The organism is Aeromonas fluvialis (assembly GCF_000819885.1).
Taxonomy (GTDB): domain Bacteria; phylum Pseudomonadota; class Gammaproteobacteria; order Enterobacterales; family Aeromonadaceae; genus Aeromonas; species Aeromonas fluvialis.
Genome location: NZ_CDBO01000034.1, coordinates 97,836 through 121,640, shown reverse-complemented (window position 1 = coordinate 121,640; position 23,805 = coordinate 97,836). Strand labels below are relative to the sequence as shown.

Below are 23,805 nucleotides of genomic sequence, written 5' to 3'. Positions count from 1 at the left end.
TCTATCCTGACACGGGGGGCCTGTCTGTATGTATGCCATCCGAAGAAGGACACATTAACCTCACTGAGCTTGAGCAAGATACTGATGCGTCACCCATGGTTTGAAAAAATCTGAGGTTGGGTTCCGCTTTTTATCTTTCTTTCTGCTTGTTATCTCTCATGCGTTGATGCAATCGGTCCAGCGGTTTTTGCTGGGCGCTCTCATGTCGTTCACTGTGGCTGGTGTGCAGATATTTCGAGGTGGTGTCGATGCTGTCATGTCCGGCATCGGCCTGTACGTGGGAAAGCGGTCTCCCATGCAGGTTGATGTCATGGGTGATCCCGGTATGGCGAATGGCATGGGGAGTCAGTTGCCGCATCTCGGCACCATCCTGCTCAAAGCCGTCCTGCTCCGCCAGTTCTGCTGCCCTGATGATCACCGATTGAACCAGTTCGCGCAGCTGGCGGATCCCGAGGTTGGCATTGAGCTCACCTTGCTCCCGCCCGTGGGCGGCCGCTTTATGGCGGATAAAGAGCGGCGTCTGTTCATTTGGTGTCGGCAAGGGTGCCAGCCCGAGAAACCCTCGGTAACGCTCAAGGACATTGAGCAGTGCCTGGGAAACCGCTACGGTGCGTCGTTTCCCCCCTTTGCTGGTTGGGATGAAATAGCCCCAGACTCCGGTTTTGTTATCGCGGCGAAATTGCCCCATGACAGGGCTAAAGCCCGGCCTGGCAGCAACCTCCGAGATCCGCAAATAGCAGGCGTACATCAGGACGATGAGAAACCGGCTGCGTTCGTGCTGCTCCGGCTGGTCGCTGGCCAGGGTATCGGCCGCCTGCATCACGTATGACCACTGCAACTCGCTGAAGGCCTGCACCTGCTCATCGGTCTGCTGCTGTTGCGGTCGTTTGACCCGTTGTAGCAGCAGGGCGGGATTTCTGTCCATGTACTCCTCCTGGATAAGGTACTGGAAGAAAGCCGACAAGATGGCGAGCTTGGTCTTCATCGCCTGCTCGCTCAGGCGATAGGGCAAGGTGCGGCCCAGCTCCCGCTTGCCGAGAAACGGTCGCCATTGCGGGTTGGGCAACCGCTCTCCCCACTCCTTGTCGAGGACAAACTGCGCCACGTTGCGATAGGCGATCAACTCGTCAGGGGGGGACTGACAGTAGTCGAGATAGCGGATCATGATGCGGCGAGTGAGATCTTTCGGGCTGATGGCCGCCTCGCGAAAGCACCAGTGCAAAAAAGTGGTCAGTTCGCTGCGATAGGTTTTGTAGTTGTTTTCGCTGTTGCGCTGCTCCAGCAGCCAATCGACCGCCAGTTCGTAAACCAGCCCGGCATCGGGTACATCGTTGAGGCTGAGGTTGGCAAGGTACTGATTGACCTGTGGGTTACCGGCCTCCAGATAGATAAGGCTGTCAAACAGCGGCATGGCTGGCGGCAAGGATAATGGTTGTTGAGTCATGGTGTTGCTTGTTGATGCTGAGATGAGTCGATATGAGCCTGTGAGCCGAGTCGCTAGAAAAGGGCTCGTGATACATGAATGCGGCTTCTATTGGGATTGGTACTACCTCTTGTTGTTGCTGATTAAGGTCACCAGGAGCGATCTGGATAACGTTTTCTCCACTGTTTGCTCATTATTTCCTCATAGATCTGGCTGATGTCGCTCAGTGGTACACACTATTCAGTTATGCATTGGATATGCACCGTTGTTAGAAAATTCTCGGGGTAAATAGCCGTAAATATGGTTTTAAATGCAAATAAAATGAATGCGGCGAGCTGTTTATCCCGAGAAATAGCAGGTCTGTGCAATCAGGCCACCTGCTTTAGTGGCTTCTCCTTGCGCTTGGCTGCTGGGGCCTCTTCCTCTTTCGTGCCTGCCTGAACCTTGCCGCCGCGCAGCAGGGTTTGCAGCACATCGCGCTGTTCTGCCAGGTAGAATGCCAGACTCTCTTGCTGCTCTGGTGCCAGCTCGAGCGGGGCGCCAGCCAACAGGGTCATCAACTCATCGGCCGTATCCAGCAGCTTGTCATAGGCATCGGCCTCTTTTTTGCTGGCAAAGGTCATTTTTTCCACTCCCCCACGAACAACCACATATTTGATCTCGACAGCCATGATGGCCTCCTCTTGGTGATGATGGATAGAGTATATGTATGGATATACAGTATTGCAAATAACCTCACCGGAAAAGAGTTCGCCGGGGTTTAGCGACAAAAGCCGCGCTGGATCAAGCTGTCTAAAAGTGCCATTTGACTTCCACACCAGACTGGTCGGATCATGGCCTTATGACGATCGTACGACACCTGTTTATCCTGCTGATGGTAGAGGTGCTGCTCCTCGGGAGTATCGCCCACTTGGTCGTGGGACTCCCCTGGTTGCTGACCCTGCTGTTTGTTGTGTTTGCCCTGCTTGGGTTGCGTTGTCTGGTGGTACTCGGCAGCTGGCTGTTTACCCGCTTCTACCCCTCCCCGGCTATCGGCCCCTGGCGCAGGGTGAAGATGATGGCGCAGGAGATGCTGGCCTACCTCTACACATTCACCTTGCTGTTGCCATTCGAGCCTTTGTTGATGGCACCCGATCGGCTGCGTCCATGCCAGCGTCCCGTATTGCTGGTACATGGTTACGGTTGCAGCCGCGGTATCTGGCGCACCCAGCGCGCCCGATTGGAAGCCGCAGGCCATGTGGTTGCCACCATTACCCTGATGCCACCATTTGGTCATATTGATGAGATGGTGCCACTGCTGGCCACCCGGATTGACGATGTGCTGGCGCAGACCGGGGCTGACAAGCTGGTGCTGGTCGGTCACAGCATGGGGGGGCTGGTCTGCCGCGACTATCTGGCTATCCATGGTGGTGACAAGGTCGTGCGCCTGATCACGCTGGCTACGCCTCATCAGGGGAGTCAGCTGGCCGCCATTGGGCTTGGGGCCAATGCCCGCGAGATGGAACCCGGTTCCGGCTGGCTGCAGCGTTTCGCTTCGGTCCCTCTCTGCGTACCCGGCATCTCGGTGCGCACCAGTCACGACAATGTGGTGATGCCGCAGGAGCGGCAACGATTGGTGGGAATGGAAGATATCGAGTTGCCCGCCATTGGCCATCTCTCTCTGCTTTACTCCCGTCGCACGACAGATCTGCTGCTTGATCTGCTGTCCCGAGTCTGACCCGCCTTGATCGTTCTTCAACTGCTATTCCAAATAAAACAGGGGCCTGATTGCTCAGGCCCCTGTTGATCTCTTTATCGTATCACCCAGTTAGAAGTGGATACCTTTGATCAGGGTCGAGACGGCAACCTGATCGGCGGTGGCTTTGGATTTGTCGCCATCCTTGGGATCGGCAAAGGTGCGAAAGCTGGTGTTCATGATCACCTGTGCAACGCGAGGTGCCAGAGCGTGAACCACCTGGCCAAATACCCCGAGGCGTGTGGCCAGTCGCACATGTTTGTTGATGATAGTATCGCACACCAGATCGGCCGCCTCTTCCGGCGTCATCATAGGTACCTGCTCATAGACCTTGGTCGGCGCGACCATTGGCGTTTTCACCAGCGGCATATTGATGATGGAGAAGCTGACCCCTTTATCGGCAAACTCGGAGGCGGCGGTACGCACCCAGGCATCGAGGGCCGACTTGGAGGCAACATAGGCGGAGAAGCGCGGCGCATTGGTCAACACCCCGATGGAGGAGATGTTGATGATGTGCCCTTTTTTCTTCTCGATCATGGTGGGCAGTACCCCCATGATCACCTTGAGCGCACCAAAGTAGTTGAGTTGCATGGTGCGCTCCAGATCGTGGAAGCGATCGAAGGAGTCCTCGATGGAGCGGCGGATGGAGCGGCCGGCATTGTTGACCAGAATATCGACGCCGCCGTGATCGGCCACGATGCGAGCGGTGATCTCCTCGGCTTGCGCCAGATTGGAGAGATCCCCCTGATAGATCTCGATGGTCAGCCCCAGCTCGGCAAACTCAGCTTTAGTCTCGGCAATCTTCTGCTCGTCACGGGCGATGGTAACGACGTTGGCCCCCGCCCCCGCCAGCTTGCGTGCGGTTGCACGGCCAATGCCGGAGGTGGCCCCGGTCACCAGCACCACCTTGCCCTCTACCCGACCACGCAGGGAGCGATCGATGAAGAGCTCCGGGTCGAGGTGACGTTCCCAGTAATCCCACAGCCGCCAGGCGTAGCTGTGCAGCGGCGGTACTTCGATGCCGGTGCCTTTCAGTACCCGCTGGGTTTCGCGACTGTCGAAACGGGTGGGATAACTGATAAGTCGGAACACATCCTTGGGTAGACCCAGATCGGCGATGGCAGCATCGCGGATACGGCGTACCGGTGCCATGGTCATCAGCATCGCCGTCAAATGGCGGGGAATGAAGTTGAACAGCGAGGCGTTGATGCGGATCGCCGGTTCAGGTGCATGAGCTGCGCGCGAGAAGGTGCTGAGCATATCGCCAACCCGCATCGGGTTAGGATCAGTCAGGTGAAAGGTCTTGTTCTCCTCTCCCTCCTGATGGGCGATATGCACCATGGCATCGACCACAAAGTTGACCGGCACGATATTGATGCGCCCACCCTCAACCCCGATGGCGGGCATCCAGGGCGGCAGCAGACGGCGCAGCTTCTGGATGGTCTTGAAGAAGTAGTAAGGGCCGTCTATCTTGTCCATCTCGCCGGTATTGGAGTCGCCGACAACGATGCCCGGTCGATAGACTCGCCACGGAATGGTGCACTCGTTTCGCACAATCCCTTCCGCTTCGTGCTTGGTCTGGAAGTAAGGCATGTCGAGGTGTTCGGCCTCATCGAACATGTCCTCGCGAAACAGACCGTCAAACAGGCCCGCTGCAGCGATGGAGCTGCAGTGGTGGAACTGCCCCGCCCCCAGCCGCTCGGCAAGTTGAACAGCCTGACGGGTCCCTTCGGTGTTGACCTGCTGCTGGATCCCGGCCTTGGCGTTGAGATCATAGATGGCAGCCAGATGGAAGAAGTGGTCTATCTTGCCGATCAACTGCTCCTGTATTTCGACCGATACCCCCAGCAGCGGTTGCGTCATGTCGCCAAAAACCGGGACTGCCCGCGATTCATCCACATTCCAGAATGCAAATAACTCCGACAATTTATCCTGATGAGAGGCGCGCATCAGAAAATAGACGATACAGTCGGGATGCTGTTGGAATAACTTTTTGATCAATCGACGCCCGATAAAACCACTACCGCCAGTAATGAAATAGTTCATAAAGAGAATCCTGCTACTGATTAGGGTGTTACTAGGTTGTTAGATATATCACGATTCATATGGGAATCCGCAATTTGATTGTCGGTTCGTGAGCAAACCCTAATTTCGGTGGTGTGCCTGTTCCGTTATTAGGTAGAACCCTCTATTTTTTGTCCCTAGACTGAAGTTGAAAAATCAGTAATGCCACAACCCGATTGCAGTTTCGTTGTCGCCATTACATTTATCTGTCGTTATTCAAGGAGAAGATCATGGCTAAAAAACTTAAAGCGCTGGCAGGTTCAGTGACCGACAACCAACTCACCTCCACCATCAAAGAGTCCACCCAGCAGATCTGGTTGGCGGGTCTGGGTGCCTATGCCAAGGCGCAGGAAGAGGGCGGCAAGATTTTTGAAGCCCTGGTGCAGGAAGGTGAAGCGCTGCAAGCAAAAACCCGTCAGAGCGCAGATGAGAAGATTGCCGCTGTGACCGACAAGACAGCCAATACCTGGGGTCGTCTGGAGCAGGTGTTTGAAGATCGCGTGGCCCGCGCTGTGGCCAGCCTCGGCATTCCGACCCGCAAGGATATCGATAAGCTCTCCAAGCGCATGGCCGAGTTGACCGATGTGGTCCAGCAACTGCTGGATGCACAGGAAGAGGAAGCCCCGGCCGCAGAAGCCAAAGCGGCTGCCGCCAAAAAGCCCGCGGCCCGCAAGCCTCCGGTAAAGAAGGCACCGGTAGCCAAGGCTAAAGAGGCCGTGGTTGAGCAGGCTGCCGATCTCCTCTCCGCCGCCGAAGATGCGGTGAAAGAGGTGAAGGCCAAAGCAGAGAGCGTCCTGCCCTGATCCCTCGCGGTGACGGAAGTTGACTGATACCGGCCCATGCCCTTCGCTGGGCCGGTCTTGTCATGGTGAATGTCATGGATAGGGAGGCAACGCTATGAGTACCATCGCAATTGCCCTTGCTGGCGGCGGGCCGCTCGGCGGCATCTACGAGATCGGTGCCTGCGCAGCCCTCTCTGACAGCATCAACGGCTTGCGCCTTGACCATGCCGATATCTATGTTGGCGTCAGTTCGGGGGCCGTGGTGGCCTCGGCGCTGGCCAACGGCATCTCGCCGGCGAAGCTGGTGCGGATCCTGCTCAGCGATGATTCGGGGGAGATGTTTGACCCGGCTACCTTGTTGCGACCCGCCTTTCGTGAATATGCCGACCGCCTGACCTCGATCCCGCCACTGGCGTGGCAGAGCCTGACCTACTATTTGGCGGCGCCCTGGAAGCGCAGCCTGTTTGAGTCGCTGCAGGGGCTCTCCAAGGCCATTCCGACCGGACTGTTCGACAACCGCGGAGTGGATCGCACCCTGACCCAGTTTTTCTCTCGTCCCGGCCGCAGCAATGATTTTCGCCAGCTGCGCAGCAGACTATTTGTGGTAGCCACCGAACTCGACACCGGTCATCCGGTTGCCTTTGGTAGCCCGGGGCTCGATGATGTGCCCATCTCGGCGGCGGTACAGGCGTCAGCCGCCCTGCCCGGTCTCTTTCCGCCCTCCTTGATCAACGGTCGTTACTATGTGGACGGGGCGCTGATCAAGACTCTGCACGCTTCGGTAGCGCTGGAAGAGGGGGCGGATCTGGTGTTCTGCATCAATCCGCTGGTGCCCTATGATGCGGACATGGCCGCCGGCGCGCCGACCAATCTGGTGGACAGCGGTCTGCCGGTGGTACTGGCCCAGACCTTTCGCGCCATCATCCACTCCCGCATGCATGTGGGGATGGATCGCTACAAACACCAATATCCCGACGCCGACGCCTTGCTGTTTGAGCCCTCTTCTGCCGATGGCGAGATGTTCTTCACCAATGTGTTCAGTTATCGGGATCGCCGCCGCCTCTGCGAGCACGCTTACCAGCATACCCGCCGCGATCTCTGGCAGCGTCGTGACGAGCTTGCGCCGGTGCTGGCCAAGCATGGCCTTGAGCTCAATCTGGCCGCGCTGGCCGATGAAGGTCGCACCCTGTTGGCCCCCGGCATTGGCTCGGTCGCCGCCCTCGACAAGTCGCTGGAGCAGTTGCAGCACTGGCTTGCCAAACGCTATCGCCACGGCGTGCGCCGTTCATCACCAAAGGAGTAGCATGGATCGCAAACCCAAACGTCGTACCCGGGAGCGGATCCTGACCACTGCCCTCGCCTGCTTCAATCGACAAGGGGAACCCAGCGTCACCACCTCGGCCATTGCGGCCGAGATGGAGATCAGCCAGGGCAATCTCTACTACCACTTCCACAACAAGGAGGAGATCGTCAACGCCCTGTTCTGCGAATTTGAACAGCAGATGGATCGCCTGCTGGAGGCGGTCAGCACCCCGTCCGATGAGCCAGAAGATATCTGGCTCTTTCTCCACCTGATGTTTGAAGCCATCTGGCAGTACCGTTTCCTCTACTACGATATCGCGACCCTGATGAGTGGTTATCATCAGGTGGAACAGCGCTTTTCCGCCCTGCTGCGCCGCAAGGAGCAGACCGCCATCGCCATTTGCAACCATCTGCAAACGGTCGGGCTGATGGAGGGCACGGCGCAACAGATGCGCACGCTGGCGGCCAATGTGGCGCTGGTGGGCACATTCTGGATCTCTTATCAGCGGGCACTGCACCCCAAGGCGGACGCCGATATCGCCCTCGGCGTCTTTCAGGTAATGCAACTGGTCGCACCCTATTTGCGGGCCGATGCCCGCGCTCATCTGGGCGCCCTCGCCCACCACTACACCGACAAGGTTTGATTCACATGCTACAGGGAGAACAAGCATGACCACTTCACAACTCGAATTTGTCCCCTTCCCCTACGCGGATGCGGCCTATGACTATGCTGGCCAGAAGCTGGCGGACAACTGGGATCGTCTCCATCAGGGGGATGCCGAACCCTGGCCCGAGGATGAACAGGTACAGGATGCCTGGCGGGCCTATCATGCCGGGGATTTTGCCCGGGCCGTCGCCCTTGGTGAAGCGGCCGGTGAGGCGGGCCTCAATGTGGCAAACAAGGCACTGGTGATCCACGCCAGCTACCTGCTGGAGGACAAGTATGCCAAGCGCGCCGCCTTCGAGCGGGCGGCCAGCCATGCCGAGAAGCTGCAAAAGCGCCAGCCCAGGAACGCCAACGCCTGGTATTTCCACGCGCTGGCCCTCGGTCGCTACAGTCAGGTCATTTCCATCTCCAAGGCCCTCTCGCAAGGCATTGGCGACAAGATCAAGGCAAGCCTTGAGAAGGCGCTGGAGCTGGCGCCCGCTCACGCCGAGGCCCATATCGCCTTTGGTGCCTGGCATGCGGAGATCGTCGACAAGTTGGGGGCCATGATCGGCGGCCTCACCTATGGCGCCAAGAAGGAGGAGTCCGAGCGTCACTTCAAGGAGGCGCTGGCGCTGATCCCCGAATCGGCTATCGCTCGCATGGAGTACGCCAACGCTCAGGTGATGCTGCACGGCAAGAGCCGCCTGAAAGCCGCCGAAGCCCTCTATGCTGAAGCCGCCGAGTGCGAACCCATGGATGCCATGGAGCGCCTTGATGTAGAGGCGGCGCGCGAGGAGCTGGAGGATTAACCGCCACTCCTGCCACTAAGAGATAGTAAAACAAAAGGCCAACCCGCGGGTTGGCCTCTTTTATGATGGATGCTGACCGGTTGGCTACGCCGTCACCGGTCGCTTAAGTGCACGCTCAACCGAGCAGCGCATCCAGCCCGTTGGGGTCAAACAACAGCTCCGGCTCCATCAGCACCAGCAACAGCAGTTGCTCGAACTCCACTGCAAACCGCTCGACCACCCGATCCGGATCCGGAACCAGCTTCTTATCGGTGATTAGGCCCAGCTGCACCTTGTGATCGTAAGAGAGGATGGAGACGCCGACGCCGATATCTCCCGATTGCGGCACCCAGAACAGCGGCTGACGCAGTCTTGCGCCGGCCAGATAGAGGGTCTGCTGCGGGCCGGGCACATTGGTGATCACCGCGCTGGCCTTGGCCGTGAGCAGCTCGACGGCCTGCTGCTGCACCGCATTGGGGGCCATGCCAAGGGCATGTAACAGGTTGAGCACCACCACGGGTTGTAGCGAGGTGCGCAGCGCCTGCATCCGGTCACGCACTGTATAGAGCCGCTGCAACGGGTGTTCAACATCCAGTGGCAAGTCCAGGGCCACCAGCCCGAAGCGGTTGCCAAGTGCCCCCTCATCATCCGGCCCACGCATATTGACTGGCACCAGGGCGCGGATCTTGACCTTGTTGGCATCATCCCCCTGCTCCTGCAGATAGTGGCGAAACGCCCCTGCGGTGGCGGCGATCAGCAGATCGTTGACCGAGCAGCCCAGTACCTTGCCCACTGCCTTGATATCCGGCAGATCAATTTGCTCCGACCAGGCCACCCGCTTGGTGCTGGCCGTCTTGCCCCGCAAGCGGCAGGGCGAGTCATCACTGAGGGTAGCGATATTGCACAGCTCGCTCGCCAGATCCCGCCCGGTCTTGAGGTAATCCACCGCCTTGGTGGGATGGGTAACCACTTCGACATATTTGGACCAGAGGGTGCCGGTCAGCTTGAGACCGGCCCGCACCAGACGGCTGCCGTGGTGGATCTCCTCTTCCTCCTCGTCATCGCAGTTATCCAGAGGTTCAGATGACGGTGGCCGCGGCGCACCTTGTGGGGTGTTATCCATCATGGTGAGCATGGCCCTCACCAGGGAGAAACCGTCGCCCATGGCGTGATGAATGCGCACCACCAGCGCTTGCCCACCCAGCGAAGTGTCGGTCAGGTGCATATCCCACAGGGGGCGCTGGTGGTTGAGCGGCGTCGAGGCGAGATCGGCCACCAGCTTCTCCAGCTCCAACTTGCCCGCTTCACCCGGCAGGATCACTCGCTTGAGGTGCTGATCGAGATCGAAATCGGGATCATTACGCCAGTAGTAGGAGCCCCCTTCCAGCACGGCCCGCTGATGGAAGCGGGGTTGTACCGAAATCGTGTGGCGCAATCCGGCACGCAGACGCGCTTCATCAAGCTCCCCTTCAAACATCAGGACCCCGATGATCTGCATCAGGTTATTCGGTCTGTCCATGCGTAACCAGGCGGTATCGACGCAGGAGATAAATTCACTCAGTGGCATGGTTGTTTCCCTACAAAATGAATTTACCGAGGCGGCAAATTGCTCCAGTCCTCATATCCGGATGAAGGCTTGATGTAATCAGAATGACATTAATGAGTGCCGACTCGAAATATGAAATAAAGATGAAAAATTACTTACAAAATAGAATCTAGACCTCGCCGGATAATAAATATGACAAACCATATGGCTTGCAAACTTATTTCAAACAGCCATCGTTTACAGCTGGTTTATTTAAAGCCAGTGCAACGAAGAGTTTCAAACACGTTTGGGGCAAGGTAAGCGATTATCGACATAATCGACGATCTCCTGCTCCAGTACACTGCGTACCGGCATCAGCATCAAGCCAAGATGTACGTCCAGTGCCAAGGTATCTTCCTTCAGGGTGAGGGTGCCATGCACTCCTGAACCGCGAAACTGCAACTCAGTCTCCTCTTCATCTATCCATTCGCACTCCAGTTGATAACTCTCGCTCATATCCCGAGCGATGGCCTCGGCCGCGAGTCGGGCGGCGGCCAGCCCCAGTGGATGCTGACGGTTGATCTGAATGGTGGAGAGTGCGCTGCTGCCAGCGAGCGAGTGGAAAAACATGATCGTTACTCTGGGTCAGAAGATATTTATTGATATTAAACACATGTTCACAACAAGTGAAAGGGCCGTTCACATAAATGGGACTGACTTAACAGAGTCGACAGGGATGACGGCCGCCAAGGGGGGATGGCATTTATTCCCTCCCCCGTGCGCGCTACACTTGTCACTGAACTTTCAGGCAAAAGCTGCTTGTTTTTCATTCACTTGTATCTTCATACCATCAGCTCCCACTCAATGGGCCCGAGGCCAGAGAGCAGTAAATGACCCATCAAGAACATGCCCACGACGACGATAGCACCTTGGGGCGGTTATATCGCCAACTCAACGGGGTGGCTGCATTGCGCGAGCAGATGCGGGCTCACCCTGCCGATCTGGAGGATCGGGATAGGCTGCGCCAATGGCAAGCCGACCGGCTCGGGCGCACCCATAGCGATCTGCTGGAGAGTGAGCGCTACGGCCCTGCTGCCGAGTTTTTCCTGACCGATCTCTATGGACCCGGAGATTGCGCCCGCCGCGATGCAGACGTGATGCGGGTGATGCCAACCGCCGAGCGGCTGTTGCCGGAGTCCGGTCTCAAGGTGCTGGCACAGGCGATCGAGCTCGATGCCCTCTCCGAAGAGCTGGACTACCTGATGGTGGTGGCGCTGCGGCGCATTGATGGGATTGACCCCATCACGCCAGCCCATTACACCATCGCCTATCGTGCCGTGGGTGAACAGGCGCGCCGTGAGCATCAGATCACCCTGGTGAGCGAGCTTGGCATGACCCTGGACCGGCTGGCGAGAAAGCCGTTGCTTGGCACAACCCTCAAGCTGGTGTCCGGGCCCGCTCATCTGGCGGGGCTTGGCGAGCTCTTCTCTTTTGTGGAGCGCGGTTATCAGGTGTGTCATCAGATGGGGCGTGCCACCGAGTTCCTCGAGACTATCGCCAGTCGCGAGACGGCGCTCATGACGGCGCTCTTTAACGGCGACAGTAGTGTGCTGGAGTAAGGCTCAGGCGAGGGAGCCGCCGCCACAATAACAAAGCGGGCCGACGGGCCCGCTGTTCGTTTATCGCTGTTTGCCGATATGTTGGCCAATATAAGATCGGTCAGATCACCAGCAGATCCATAAAAGCGTGTACTGGGGTGTCGGCAAGGCGCGGCCCATCCTGACAGAGGGCGAGGATGTCGTTGACCCGTTTGGCCGGGAAGCGGGTGGCCAGATTGTGCTGGAATTTCTCCACCAGCAGCGGGATCCCCTCCTCCCGACGGCGACGATGGCCGACCGGGTACTCCACCTCCACCTTGGCAGTATGAGAGCCGTCCTTGAAGAAGATCTGGATGGCGTTGGCTATTGAACGCTTGTCTGCCTCCAGATATTCGCGGCTGTAGCGTTTGTCCTCCTGCACCACCATCTTGTCGCGTAGCCCGTCGATACGGGGATCAGCGGCCACATCGTCCTCGTAATCCTCGGCGACAAGGCGACCGAAGATCAGCGGCAACGCTACCATGTACTGCAGGCAGTGATCCCGATCGGCGGGGTTGTTGAGGGCGCCGACCTTGCTGATGATGCGAATGGCCGACTCATGGGTGGTGAGCTCGATACGGTCGATCTCGTCGAGCCGCCCCTTCACCTCGCCATGGAGCTTCATGGCGCACTCCACCCCAGTCTGGGCATGGAACTCGGCGGGATAGGCGATCTTGAACAGCACGTTCTCCATCACATAGCTGCCGTACCCCTGATGCCGGGCGAACTGGTTGCCCTTGAACAGCACGTCGTAGAAGCCCCATTTTGGTGCGCTCAGCACGCCGGGATAGCCCATCTCGCCGCTCATGGTGATAAGGGCGAGGCGCACTGCACGAGAGGTGGCATCTCCCGCTGCCCAGCTCTTGCGGGAACCCGCGTTGGGGGCATGGCGGTAGGTACGCAGGCTCTGGCCATCGACCCAGGCCTGAGAGACCGCATCGATCACCTGATCGCGGGTTCCCCCCAGCATGTGGGTCACCACGGCGGTGCTGGCGACCTTGACCAGCACCACGTGATCGAGACCGACCCGGTTGAAGGAGTTCTCGAGCGCCAGCACCCCCTGGATCTCGTGGGCTTTGACCATGGCCACCAGCACCTCGGCCATGGTGAGCGGCGCCTTGCCCTCGGCCACGCGAGTACGGGAGAGCCAGTCGGCAGTGGCCAGAATGCCGCCCAGATTGTCGGATGGATGACCCCACTCGGCGGCCAGCCAGGTGTCGTTGTAATCGAGCCAGCGGATGATGGCACCAATATCCCAGGCCGCCTTGACCGGGTCGAGGCAGAGCTGGGTGCCGGGCACCCGAGCACCATGGGGCACGACGGTGCTGGGGACGATGGGGCCAAGGTGCTTGGTACACTCCGGAAAGCGTAAAGCCAGCAGGCCACAACCAAGGGTATCCATCAGGCAGTAACGGGCGGTGTCGAGGGCCGCCTCGCTGGTAATGGGGTGGTTGCAGACATAATCGGCAATATCGACCAGCACCTGATCGGGGTTTGGTCTGTGGTTGACGTCGACGTTGGCGGACATCGTGACTTCCTTATCGTTGTTGTAGGGAGACAAAGTGACGGGGGGCCGGACCGACGTAGTCGGCGCTCGGGCGGATGATCCGGTTGTGCTCGCGCTGCTCCATCACATGGGCGCACCAGCCGGTGACCCGCGAACAGACGAAGATAGGCGTGAACAACTTGGTCGGGATCCCCATGTAGTGATAGGCACTGGCGTGGAAGAAGTCGGCATTGGGGAAGAGTTCTTTCTCCTCCCACATCACCTTCTCCGCCTCGCAGGAGACGCGGTAGAGCCGATCATCCCCCACCGCTGCTGCCAGCTTGGCCGACCACCCCTTGATGATGACGTTGCGCGGATCCGAGGTGCGATAGACGGCGTGGCCAAAGCCCATGATCTTCTCCTTGGCCGCCAGCTTGGCCTGCAGCTCGCGCCGCGCCTGGGCCTCATCCTGCCAGGGCTCGATCATCGCCATGGCGGCCTCGTTGGCACCGCCATGCAGCGGGCCGCGCAGGGTGCCGATGGCCGCGGTGATGCAGGAGAACATGTCAGAGAGCGTCGAGGCGCAAACCCGCGCTGCAAAGGTGGAGGCGTTGAACTCATGCTCGGCGTAGAGGATGAGGGAGACATGCATCACCCGACGCTCCAGCTCGCTTGGCGCCTTCTGGTGCAGCAGTGCGAGAAAGTGGCCGCCGATACACGCTTCATCGGTATCGAGGGCGATGCGTACCCTTTCATGGCTGAACTTGTACCAATAGATAAGAATGCCCGGGAAGGCGGCCAGCAGCCGATCCGCCACTTCGTGTTCATGCTCGAAACCATCTTCCGGCTCCAGATCGCCGAGCATGGAGCAGCCGGTGCGTAGCACATCCATGGGATGGGCATCGGCGGGAATGCGTTCCAGCACTTCCAGCAGCGGCTGAGGCAAGGTGCGCAAGCGGCGCAGGGTCTGTTTGTAATCCTCGAGCTGCTGCTCGTCCGGCAGCTCGCCCTTGAGTAGCAGATAGGCGACCTCCTCGAACTGGGCGCCGTCGGCCAGCTCCTGGATGTCATAGCCGCGATAGGTGAGCCCGGTGCCGCTCTTGCCTACGGTGCAGATACTGGTCTCCCCCGCGCTCTGGCCACGCAGGCCGGCGCCACCCAACGGTTTTTGCTGTCCCATTGCCTTTCCTCCTAGTCCCTGGATGTAAACAGACGATCCAGTGTCTGTTCGTAGTGGTGATAACCGAGGAAGTCGTAGAGCAACTCCCGGGTCTGCATGGTGTCGACGACGGCCCGTTGATGGCCATCCTGGCGAATATGTTGATAGACGTTGAGGGCAGCCTGATTGGCGGCCCGGTTGGCACTCAAGGGGTAGAGCACCATGTCGACGCCGTGGGCGGCGAGCTCCTCCTTGTCGAACAGCTCGGTTTTGCCGAACTCGGTCATGTTGGCGAGGATGGGCACTCCGGCAGCCTGCTTGAACTGGTCGTACTGGGCCAGCTCGGTCACTGCTTCGGCGAAGATCATGTCGGCGCCGGCAGCCACGTAGGCGGCGACACGCTCCAGCGCCGGGCCAACCCCTTCCACCGCCAACGCATCGGTGCGGGCCATGATGACGAACTCGCTATTCTCGCGGGCATCCACCGCAGCCTTGATCCGATCGCACATCTCCTCCAGCGACACCACCGCCTTGTTGGGACGGTGGCCGCAGCGCTTCTGGGCCACCTGATCTTCCATATGGACGGCGGCAACCCCGGCGCGCTCGAACGCGCGAATGGTGCGGGCGATATTGAATGCCCCGCCCCAGCCGGTATCGATATCGACCAGTAGCGGCACTCGGGTCGCCGCTGTGATCCGCTCGGCATCGATCAGCACGTCGTTGAGGGAGGTCATGCCGAGATCCGGCAAGCCGTAGGAGGCGTTGGCCACCCCGGCACCGGAGAGATAAAGGGCTTGAAAACCGCTGCGCTCGGCCATCAGCGCCATGTAGGCATTGATGGTGCCGACGATCTGCAGGGGACGTTCATTGGCGATGGCGGTGCGAAAGCGCAGACCTGCCGAGGGGGACAAACTGGACATCATGACTCCTTTCACCTGTCTAGTCTGGCCATCTAATATCACGTTTACGTTAACGTCAATTATACTTTCGTGACATTCATGCGGCAGGCAAGACAGAGAAACGGTTTTAAGGTAAATTTCACCAATTCCTTCAACAGGTTGAGTCGTATAATGGAGCCCGGTTCCGTGATCGTCTGCCCGGCGTGTGACTTACTGATCCAGCGCAAGGCTCTGCCATTGGGTCGCCATGCCCACTGCCCACGTTGTCATCAGCATCTCTATGGTCGTTATGCCTTTCGTCCTTCCCAGTTAATGGCCCTGACTATCACCGGTTTTTTGTTGCTGCCCTCCGCGTTTTTTGAGCCGTTGATCTATCTGCGGCTGGCGGGGGTCAACACCGACGCCGACCTGCTGCGCGGTATCCTGGTGCTGTTTGGCGAAGGTGAATGGTGGGTTGCCAGCCTGGTGCTCTGGTGCGCCGTGCTGGCGCCGGTAGGATTATTGGCGGGGATTTTTGCACTGGCATCGGGTCTGGCCAAACGCTGGCATATCCTGGCCTCCACCCTCAAGGCGGTAGAGATGTTTCGCCACTGGGCCATGTTGGAGGTCTATATCGTCAGCCTGCTGGTCGCCCTGTTCAAGCTGGTCGACATCGCCGATGTGCGCCTCGGTGGCGGGCTGCTTAGCCTCGGCATTCTGATGTTGCTCAACATGACGCTGTTGATCCTGTTTGACCCCGCTCCCTACTGGGCGCGGATCCCGTTAAAGGAGTCGACACATGACCAGCGCCCGTGAGATGGGGCTCTGCCGCTGCCATGCTTGTGGCTTGCTGGCACGCTACCAAGCCGGGACTGTCTGTCCCCGTTGCAACAGTAAACTGCAGGTACGTATTCCACGCTCCCTTGCCTGGTCGTGGGGCTTGCTGGCGCTCGCCACCTTCATGCTGTTACCTGCCAACCTCTTGCCAATCACCCATTTTTACAATAAGGGGTTACTGCAGTCAGATACCATCTTCAGCGGGATCATAGCTCTCTATCGTAGCAAGATGGGCGGAATCGCCACCATAGTGCTCACCGCCAGTATTGTGGTGCCGGTAGGTAAAATAGTGGGGCTTGGCTGGATTTGTTGGCAGTTGCAGCGGGCCAAACCGGTGCGGCGCAAGCGACAATTGTTGATGTATCGGGTCATCGACTTTATCGGTCGCTGGTCGATGCTGGACTTGTTCGTCATCTCGCTGATGGTGGCGCTGGTCGATCGTGGTGTCATGTTGAGTGTTCGCGCGGGTCCGGGAGCCACTGCCTTTGCCTGCGTGGTGGTGCTGACCATGATGTCGGCGCGCATGTTAGACACCCGTTTACTGTGGGACAAGGCGGCCTGTTGATGAATTCTCGATTTTTGTGTGATGTGCTGTTTAATCCAGCCAATAAGGAGTCAGTATGATCGGGGCTCAACCCGTCATTGAAAAGCGTCGCTGGCTATCGCCGGTCTGGCTGTTGCCCCTGATAGCCCTGCTGCTGGCAGGTGGCTTTCTCTATCAGCAGGTACTGAACCGTGGTCAGCTTATCCAGATCAATTTCGCGCAGGGCAACGGCATCTTGCCAGGTAAAACCCAAGTGCGTTATCAGGGGGTGGCTATCGGTGTGGTACAGGAGCTGGAGCTGGCTGAAGATGGCCGCAAGATTGCGGTGATGGTCAAGATTGACAGCCCTGCCAGACCGCTGATCCGCAAGGGTTCCGATTTCTGGCTGGTGAGCCCCAAGGCGTCGCTGACCGAGATCTCCGGACTCGACACCCTGGTTTCCGGCAACTACATCAACGTGCAGCCGGGGCGTGAAAGCAATCCGCCGGAGGCGACCTTCGATGCGCTGGAGGGCCCTCCCCCCGGCTATCAGGCACAGGGACGGATGTTGCACCTGACCGCCGATTCGCTGGGTTCGGTCGGCATTGGCGCCAAGCTCTATTTTCGTGGTATCGAGGTAGGCAGCGTCATCAATACCCGCCTTGGTCAGGACAGCCAAAGCGTTATTCTGGATCTGGTGATCGAGCCTCGTTTTGAACATCTGGTCAGAGCCGATACCCGCTTCTGGAATATCAGCGGCATCAAGGGATCCTTCAGTCTGGCCGGGGTGAACGTGGAGGCAGGTAGCCTCACCTCCATCTTCAGCGGCGGTATTGCCTTTGACTCTCCCAAACATTCACCCGAGCCTGAGCAAGGCCAGACCTTCACTCTTTATAAAGGGTTGGCTGATGCTGCCAGAGGTGAACGGATAGAGATCCTGGCGGGAGATCTTCCGGTTAAGGAGGGGATGCCAATCCTCTATGAGGGGATTGAGATTGGTCGAGTCGACCCCATTCGTCTCACTGACAAGGGACGGGTGGTAACGGCGCTGTTCAACCCTGAACAGGCTTACCGGATCACCGACAAGAGCCAGCTGGTGTGGGAGAGCGTTGGTCTCTCCCCGACCGGTGTCAAGTATGCCGATCGCCTGCTCACCGGCCCGGCCATTCGCCTCGACTATGTGCCAGGCAAGCAGGTTGGCAAAATGGCGCTGACCGATAGGGCCCCGCAAAATGGCACCAAGGTGACGCTGCAGGCTGACGATCTGGCCGGGCTCAATCAGGATGCCCCGGTCTGGTACAAGGGATTGCAGGTGGGCCGCATCAGCCAGCTCACCCTGGATGCGCACGCCAATGCCAGCGTCGAGCTGGTGATGGCGCCAGATTATGGCCATCTGCTCAACCGCGCCCGCTTTTATCGCGCCGCCCCGCTGCAGATCGATGCCGATCTGAGCGGCATCAAGGTGGAAACCAGTCCGGCCAGTGCCTGGTTAGGTGGCGGGATCAAGCTGCTCCAAGCCAGCAGTGGTGCGCGGATTAATCGTCTCTACCCGAGTCAGGAGCTGGCACTGCTGGGGGCCCGTGATGCCAAGCCCCAGCGCTGGTTGCTCAAAGCGGATCAGGCCGATGGTATTGGCATTGGCTCACCAGTGCTCTATCTGGGGCTGGCCGCGGGTAAGGTCAAACAGGTGCACGTCGCCAAAAAGGGGGTCGAGATCGAGCTCGAAATAGATGGCGTGTATGCCCCTCTCCTCGCCCGGCAACCCCAGTTCTGGAAAAAACCGGCCATCGACGCCAAGGTGCGAGTCGATGGGGTGCAGGTCAAGGTGGGAAATCTTGGCACCCTGCTGCGGGGCGCCATCGAGTTTGATCGGCTGGCCAGTGGTCGCAGCAGCCATCAGTTGTTCGCATCCAAAGAGCAAGCCAAAGCCAAGGTGCGCCAGCTGTCACTGGTAGCACAGAGCAACCCGGGGCTCGGGATCGGCAGCCCGATCCGCTATCGCGGGGTCGATATCGGGAAAATCGAAGAGATCGAACTGGAACCCTCGTTGGGCCAGGTGATCTTCAAGGCCGAGCTCGATGGCCACTACGCCGAGCGTTTCTTGCAATCCGGTGCCAGCTTTACACTGGTGCAAGCCAAACTGGGGCTGGGTGGTGTTGCGCACCTTGATACCCTGATCAAAGGGGCGTTTATAGAGGCGCGCCCTGGCAAAGGGGCAGGAAAAGATCGCTTCCCCTTGAGCAAGGTCGGTCCGGTTGGTCTGGCACTGGTCCTCAAGAGCCCCTCTGTCAATGGTCTGAGCGTCGGTAGCCCGCTGCTATTTCGTAAAATGATGGTAGGCAGTGTCAGTAAGGTGGCGCTGGCCCGTGATGGCAGTGAGGTTGTGATCGACGTCAATGTGGATAAGGAGTATGCCCATCTGGTGCGGGCCAACTCGCGCTTCTGGAATGTCTCCGGAATCAAGGCGGATATTGGCCTGACCGGTGGCACCATCGAAGTGGAGACCGTGCAGAGCCTGCTGGCTGGCGGCATCGCCTTCAATACGCCGGAGAAGGAGATGGGCCCAACCGTCAAGGAGGGTCACAGTTATCCGCTCTACGGCCAGGCCGAGAAAGAGTGGTTGGCGTGGAGCCCGCACATCCAGCCCTGAGCCCTCCCCTTTGCTAATATCATCCAAGCCCGGCCCTGCGTCGGGCTTTTATATATACCGCTGACTGTTCATCGGGTTCAGATTCAGAATACTCTGAGCCTTGTGGTAGGATATCGCCCCTCTTTTTCGGTCTACGAGACGGCACAGTGCACGACAACACCTTCCTTCCCGATTACTTTTTACGCCACATTGCGGCCATCATGCCGTCGCACCTCTCCATGGATGAGTTTGTGGCCAGTTGTCGGCGCCCGCTACGCCGCAGCATTCGGGTCAATACCTTGAAGATTGCCGTCTCCGACTTCGTCGCGCTGATGCAACCGCTGGGTTGGCAGCTCGACCCGGTACCCTGGTGTGATACCGGCTTCTGGCTGACCCGCAGCGATGAAACGGTTCCTCTTGGTAACACTGCCGAGCATTTGAGCGGGCTGTTCTACATTCAGGAAGCGAGCTCCATGCTGCCGGTGACGGCGCTCTTTGCCAGCGACAAGATCAAGAGGGACGGCATGTTGCTGGATGCCGCGGCGGCCCCCGGCTCCAAGACCACCCAGATCGCCGCCCTGATGAACAATCAGGGGATGCTGGTTGCCAACGAGTTTTCCAGCAGTCGGTTGAAAGTGCTTAGCGCCAATATTCAGCGCTGCGGTGTGACCAATGTGGGCATGACCCATTTTGATGCCAAGGTATTTGGCCAGTGGTTGCCGGAGACCTTCGACGCCATCCTGCTAGACGCGCCCTGCTCCGGTGAAGGGACGGTGCGCAAGGATGAAGATGCGCTGCGTAACTGGAGTATCGAGAGCATCGACGAAATTGCGGCAGTGCAGCAAGGGTTGCTGGAGAGCGCCTTCCATGCCTTGAAACCGGGTGGCGTACTGGTCTACTCCACTTGCACCTTGAGTGAACAGGAGAACCAAGAGGTCTGTCAGTCACTGCTGGACAAGTTTGGCGATGCCTTGAGTTTTGACTCGCTGGCAGACCTGTTTCCCCATGCAGAGCAGGCCTGCACATCTGAAGGATACCTGCACGTTTGGCCCCAAATCTTCGACAGTGAAGGCTTTTTCGTCGCCAGATTGCGCAAGCACCACTCGGTGCCCAACACCATGTTCAAGCCGGGCAAGCTGGGGAAATTCCCCTTTGCACCGCTTCCGGCCAAAGAGGCGGAACCCATGTTGCGCGAGATTGTAGCCAACTTCGGAGTGGCACCGCAGGGTCAACTGTTTGGCCGCAATGACGAGATCTGGCTCTTTCCCCAGCAGTTTGATCAAGTGCAGGGCAAGTTACGTTTCGATCGCATCGGCATCAAGTTGGCCGAGACCTTCAAGAAAGGCTATCGCCTCACTCATGAGTGGGCACTGGCCTATGGCGATAAAGCGAGTAAGGGTGTAGTCGAACTGGATAGCGCCAATGCGCGGGAATTCATGATGGGGCGGGATGTCTGGCCAGAGCAGGACGCTGGCGCTGGCGAGGTGATCGTCCGCTATCAAGGGCACACCTTGGGCATGGGGAAATGGGTCGGTAGCCGGATCAAGAACGCCCTTCCCCGCGATCTGGTGCGTGATAACAACCTGTTCAAGGCCTAGTGGGCTGTTCGGCGTACAAGCACTTGAACGAGTCTGTCATCGACTCGCTCCGGTTGAACTTTTCAATTGATCTTGAAAAGCCTTGAGCCTTGTCTAAGCTTAAGGTAATCCGAACACCAGTTAGCGCATGGCTCTGCAAGGAGCCAATTCCCCTATGCCAGGTACAAGGAATTCGTACCTGGCTTTTTTTATCTCTTATCAAATAGCCATGACTTCACTCTTGGGTCTATTCAACGGTCTCTTCGACTTGCTCAGCCACTGTGTTTTCAAAAAAGGGTTCCCTGCCCAGTTCATGTAGATAGAACAGATCGATGGCCTGCTCGATCAATGAGGCCTGGCTGTCTTCGAGATGAAGACCCAGAGCGGCCAACAGCTCGGCATGGCGATGGCTGATCCAGCATTGCAGTCGGGTATGGGTCTCCTGCTTGCGTTTTACATGTTGTCGCTGTCGCTCGGCATTGTTTTGGTGACCCGCCTCTCGCTCTTCACGCACTATCATTTTCTGGCCCATATGTCCTTGCGATATTCCACTTTCTAATTCGTTATCTCTCATCACCTGCCCTTATTCATTGGAAGATGCCCCTTCCACCTTAGGCTGTTGGCTGTGAGACAAATATATCATCAGATCAACAAGATATCATTTAACATAAAAAACGAAGTGACGCAGTTGTGTCAAAGCAAGCCATCAAGGGCATGATCGGAGAATTTGTGGGCGTCATCGAAGTACTCCTGCAGGGTGCGCATATCCTTGTGGCGAGTGACTTCAATGATCTTGTTCATCGGCTTTCCGGCAGTTACAGCAGAGGTGATAAATCCACGCCGCAAGCTATGGCCACTGACGTAGAGATCGTCGATGGTTTGACCGGTTCGTCGCTTGATCATCAGATTGATGCCTTGGGGGCCGAGTGGTTCGGCCATCAGTTGACCCCAGCGGTTCATGCGCCGAAACAGCGGCCCTTCGCTGATCCGGCTTTTGCGCAACCAGTTTTGCAGTGCCGACACGGGGCAGTAGTGCTTGCCCGGGATCAGGGCTATCTCGGTTTCATGCAGCTGATGTTTGCTCGGTTTGAGGCGAAGGCGGATCCCCTGCCCCACAAAATCGAGATCACTCACCTCAATTCGGGCCGCTTCCGAGCGGCGTAAAGCACCACTGAACATCAGGAGCAGCAGGGTATGATCGCGCAAGCCCGCCAGATCACTGATGTCGATGCCATCCAGTACCTGGGTCAATGGTTGCAGCGTGAGGGCGCCGGTTTTGCGCTTGCGGTTATCCCCCAACCTGACAATACCGCGCATCATCTCCTTGATTTCGGGATGTTCGGTGGGCATGGGATGAATGCCTTTCTGCTTGAAGGCATAACGGATCCCGGCAAGCCGTCTTACCAGGGTTGCCGGTTTGCGAGGTTCGCCATTACGTAGTTCTCCCTTCCCCTCCTCTTTATCCAGCCAAACCCAATCGGCCAATACGCCGTCGGCCTGATCTGCCAAAAAGTTCATGATGTCGTGATGAGTGGTTTGTAGCGGATCCAGCCCATGCAATTGGCACCAGAAGACAAAAATACGGGTATCCGCCTGATAGGCATTGAGGGTGGAATCCGCTTTTGCACTGCGCAAAAAGCGGCGCGCTCGGCTATTTAGCTGCGCATCGAAAACAGTCTGTAGTGACTGATGAGCAGGATTTGACAAGGTTGGATATGCCACGGAACACGATGATTTATATGAATTTTAAGAGGATCTTACAGGATCTTTCATACACATCAAGTATCGATAATGAATATTATCGATACTTATAGCATGCTGTTTTAATACTCTTTAACCACGGTGAACAGACGAAACATCGGAATATGATTCAACCCAGTTTTGTATGGATTAACGAATTGTATTGGTTAGCTGAGTGAGAGATAACGCAACGCGTAGTTGATATTTAGGTGGGTAATCAACTTGGCATTTGAAATAAAAGAAGCCCCGAACAACGGGGCTTCTAGCTTATTTTTTTGCCAGTTTGAACAGTTCAAAGAAATTCCGGCTGGTTGCTTCTGCCAATTCGTTAAGCGGAATATGGCGCAGGTCGGCAATAAACTGGGCAACGTCACGCACAAAGGCGGGCTCGTTCTCCCTCCCCCGATGCGGAACGGGAGCAAGATAGGGCGAGTCGGTCTCGACCAGCAATCTGTCTAGGGGCAGTGCCTTGACCACGGCTTGCAAGGCGGACGCATTTTTGAAGGTGGCGATCCCCGAAATGGAGATATAGAACCCCATCGCCATTGCCGCTTGTGCCATCTCGAGGGATTCGGTGAAGCAGTGCAGCACACCGCCAACCTGATCCGCGCCCTCTTCACGCATGATCTGCAAGGTATCTTGCTGGGCATCGCGAGTGTGGATGATCAGCGGCTTGTTCAGGGCGCGGGCAACCCGGATATGTTCGCGGAAAGAGGCTTGCTGTACCTCTTTGTTCTCGGGGGAGTAAAAGTAGTCGAGCCCGGTCTCGCCGATGGCGATTACTCTTTCGTCCGCGGCCTGGGCCAGCAACAGGGCGGCATCGACGCCGGGTTCCTGATTGAGCGGGTGTACCCCGCAAGAGGCAAACACCTGGGGATAGGGGGCAATCGCCTCGAGCATGGTCGGGAACTGTTCCTGAGTCACACTGACACAGAGAAAATATCCCACATCCAGTTTCGCGGCCTTGGCCAGTACATCGGCCATGCTGGTCTGCTTGCTGCCATAGCTGAGGCGATCGAGATGACAGTGGGAATCAACGAGTAACATATAAAACCTTTTGCTTGTCGGTAC

General features: G+C 57.9%; 21 protein-coding genes. 10 read left to right on the top strand and 11 right to left on the bottom strand.

Annotated elements, in window-relative coordinates; genetic code table 11:
• Positions 1-130: 130 nt before the first annotated feature.
• Together BN1125_RS07305 and BN1125_RS07300 are read right to left on the bottom strand one after the other, a co-directional pair.
• Positions 131-1,411 (bottom strand): tyrosine-type recombinase/integrase, encoded by a 1,281-nt coding sequence (locus BN1125_RS07305; RefSeq protein WP_042011481.1) that lies wholly within the window; start codon positions 1,409-1,411, stop codon positions 131-133.
• A gap of 380 nt (positions 1,412-1,791) precedes the next feature.
• Positions 1,792-2,094: a YebG family protein gene (locus tag BN1125_RS07300; protein WP_005360490.1), complete on the bottom strand. Its 303-nt coding sequence runs from the start codon at positions 2,092-2,094 to the stop codon at positions 1,792-1,794.
• Between the two features lie 170 nt (positions 2,095-2,264).
• Here BN1125_RS07300 and BN1125_RS07295 point away from each other — a divergent pair, with 170 nt between their 5' ends.
• Positions 2,265-3,140 carry an esterase/lipase family protein gene (locus BN1125_RS07295; protein WP_042011480.1) on the top strand — a complete coding sequence of 292 codons (876 nt, stop codon included), beginning with the start codon at positions 2,265-2,267 and terminating at the stop codon, positions 3,138-3,140.
• A gap of 90 nt (positions 3,141-3,230) precedes the next feature.
• Here the strand turns inward: BN1125_RS07295 and BN1125_RS07290 are convergent, their stop codons facing one another.
• Complete coding sequence (locus tag BN1125_RS07290; protein ID WP_042011479.1) at positions 3,231-5,204, bottom strand: SDR family oxidoreductase; 1,974 nt, start codon at positions 5,202-5,204, stop codon at positions 3,231-3,233.
• A 248-nt stretch (positions 5,205-5,452) separates the two neighbouring features.
• On the opposite strand from BN1125_RS07290, the gene BN1125_RS07285 reads away from it, so the two are divergent.
• The 4 genes from BN1125_RS07285 to BN1125_RS07270 all read left to right on the top strand — a co-directional run bounded on the left by BN1125_RS07285 (position 5,453) and on the right by BN1125_RS07270 (position 8,764).
• The gene (locus tag BN1125_RS07285) at positions 5,453-6,025 is read left to right on the top strand and encodes a phasin family protein (RefSeq protein WP_042011478.1); all 573 of its coding nucleotides are present in this window, start codon (positions 5,453-5,455) and stop codon (positions 6,023-6,025) included.
• 94 nt (positions 6,026-6,119) lie between these two features.
• The gene (locus tag BN1125_RS07280; protein WP_042011477.1) at positions 6,120-7,307 is read left to right on the top strand and encodes a patatin-like phospholipase family protein; all 1,188 of its coding nucleotides are present in this window, start codon (positions 6,120-6,122) and stop codon (positions 7,305-7,307) included.
• A 1-nt stretch (position 7,308) separates the two neighbouring features.
• The gene (locus tag BN1125_RS07275; protein ID WP_005345492.1) at positions 7,309-7,950 is read left to right on the top strand and encodes a TetR/AcrR family transcriptional regulator; all 642 of its coding nucleotides are present in this window, start codon (positions 7,309-7,311) and stop codon (positions 7,948-7,950) included.
• Between the two features lie 25 nt (positions 7,951-7,975).
• Positions 7,976-8,764, top strand: coding sequence for a tetratricopeptide repeat protein (locus BN1125_RS07270; protein WP_042011476.1), 789 nt, complete (start codon positions 7,976-7,978; stop codon positions 8,762-8,764).
• 115 nt (positions 8,765-8,879) lie between these two features.
• Here BN1125_RS07270 and BN1125_RS07265 read toward each other — a convergent pair whose 3' ends face one another.
• Both BN1125_RS07265 and BN1125_RS07260 read right to left on the bottom strand, forming a co-directional pair.
• The gene (locus tag BN1125_RS07265; RefSeq protein WP_042011475.1) at positions 8,880-10,310 is read right to left on the bottom strand and encodes a wax ester/triacylglycerol synthase family O-acyltransferase; all 1,431 of its coding nucleotides are present in this window, start codon (positions 10,308-10,310) and stop codon (positions 8,880-8,882) included.
• A gap of 255 nt (positions 10,311-10,565) precedes the next feature.
• A complete protein-coding gene (locus BN1125_RS07260) occupies positions 10,566-10,898 on the bottom strand; it encodes a polyhydroxyalkanoic acid system family protein (RefSeq protein ID WP_042011474.1) in 333 nt (110 codons plus the stop codon).
• Between the two features lie 260 nt (positions 10,899-11,158).
• Between BN1125_RS07260 and BN1125_RS07255 the strand changes: the two genes are divergently transcribed.
• Positions 11,159-11,887, top strand: a complete 729-nt coding sequence (locus BN1125_RS07255) for a DUF8198 family protein (protein ID WP_042011473.1) — start codon at positions 11,159-11,161, stop codon at positions 11,885-11,887.
• 100 nt (positions 11,888-11,987) lie between these two features.
• Here BN1125_RS07255 and BN1125_RS07250 read toward each other — a convergent pair whose 3' ends face one another.
• Genes BN1125_RS07250 through prpB form a run of 3 tightly spaced genes read right to left on the bottom strand, consistent with a single transcriptional unit; the run spans position 11,988 to position 15,470 of the window.
• On the bottom strand, positions 11,988-13,433 hold the full coding sequence (locus BN1125_RS07250; RefSeq protein ID WP_042011472.1) for a bifunctional 2-methylcitrate dehydratase/aconitate hydratase: 1,446 nt from the start codon (positions 13,431-13,433) through the stop codon (positions 11,988-11,990).
• A 10-nt stretch (positions 13,434-13,443) separates the two neighbouring features.
• A complete protein-coding gene (gene prpC / locus BN1125_RS07245; protein ID WP_042011471.1) occupies positions 13,444-14,571 on the bottom strand; it encodes a bifunctional 2-methylcitrate synthase/citrate synthase in 1,128 nt (375 codons plus the stop codon).
• Between the two features lie 11 nt (positions 14,572-14,582).
• On the bottom strand, positions 14,583-15,470 hold the full coding sequence (gene prpB / locus BN1125_RS07240) for a methylisocitrate lyase (RefSeq protein WP_042011470.1): 888 nt from the start codon (positions 15,468-15,470) through the stop codon (positions 14,583-14,585).
• Between the two features lie 150 nt (positions 15,471-15,620).
• On the opposite strand from prpB, the gene BN1125_RS07235 reads away from it, so the two are divergent.
• The 4 genes from BN1125_RS07235 to rsmF all read left to right on the top strand — a co-directional run bounded on the left by BN1125_RS07235 (position 15,621) and on the right by rsmF (position 21,015).
• Positions 15,621-16,244, top strand: a complete 624-nt coding sequence (locus BN1125_RS07235; RefSeq protein WP_425283625.1) for a paraquat-inducible protein A — start codon at positions 15,621-15,623, stop codon at positions 16,242-16,244.
• A complete protein-coding gene (locus tag BN1125_RS07230; RefSeq protein WP_042011469.1) occupies positions 16,228-16,830 on the top strand; it encodes a paraquat-inducible protein A in 603 nt (200 codons plus the stop codon). Before BN1125_RS07235 ends, BN1125_RS07230 begins: the two co-directional genes overlap by 17 nt.
• A gap of 55 nt (positions 16,831-16,885) precedes the next feature.
• Positions 16,886-19,438, top strand: a complete 2,553-nt coding sequence (locus tag BN1125_RS07225; protein ID WP_042011468.1) for an MlaD family protein — start codon at positions 16,886-16,888, stop codon at positions 19,436-19,438.
• Positions 19,439-19,584: 146 nt separating this feature from the next.
• Positions 19,585-21,015, top strand: coding sequence for a 16S rRNA (cytosine(1407)-C(5))-methyltransferase RsmF (gene rsmF / locus BN1125_RS07220; protein ID WP_042011467.1), 1,431 nt, complete (start codon positions 19,585-19,587; stop codon positions 21,013-21,015).
• 226 nt (positions 21,016-21,241) lie between these two features.
• Here the strand turns inward: rsmF and BN1125_RS07215 are convergent, their stop codons facing one another.
• From BN1125_RS07215 to BN1125_RS07205, 3 genes are all read right to left on the bottom strand, one after another.
• Positions 21,242-21,514: a RepB family protein gene (locus BN1125_RS07215; protein ID WP_084202280.1), complete on the bottom strand. Its 273-nt coding sequence runs from the start codon at positions 21,512-21,514 to the stop codon at positions 21,242-21,244.
• A 173-nt stretch (positions 21,515-21,687) separates the two neighbouring features.
• Positions 21,688-22,629, bottom strand: coding sequence for a tyrosine-type recombinase/integrase (locus BN1125_RS07210; protein WP_084202279.1), 942 nt, complete (start codon positions 22,627-22,629; stop codon positions 21,688-21,690).
• A gap of 372 nt (positions 22,630-23,001) precedes the next feature.
• Complete coding sequence (locus BN1125_RS07205; RefSeq protein ID WP_042011463.1) at positions 23,002-23,781, bottom strand: TatD family hydrolase; 780 nt, start codon at positions 23,779-23,781, stop codon at positions 23,002-23,004.
• Between the last annotated feature and the right edge of the window lie 24 nt (positions 23,782-23,805).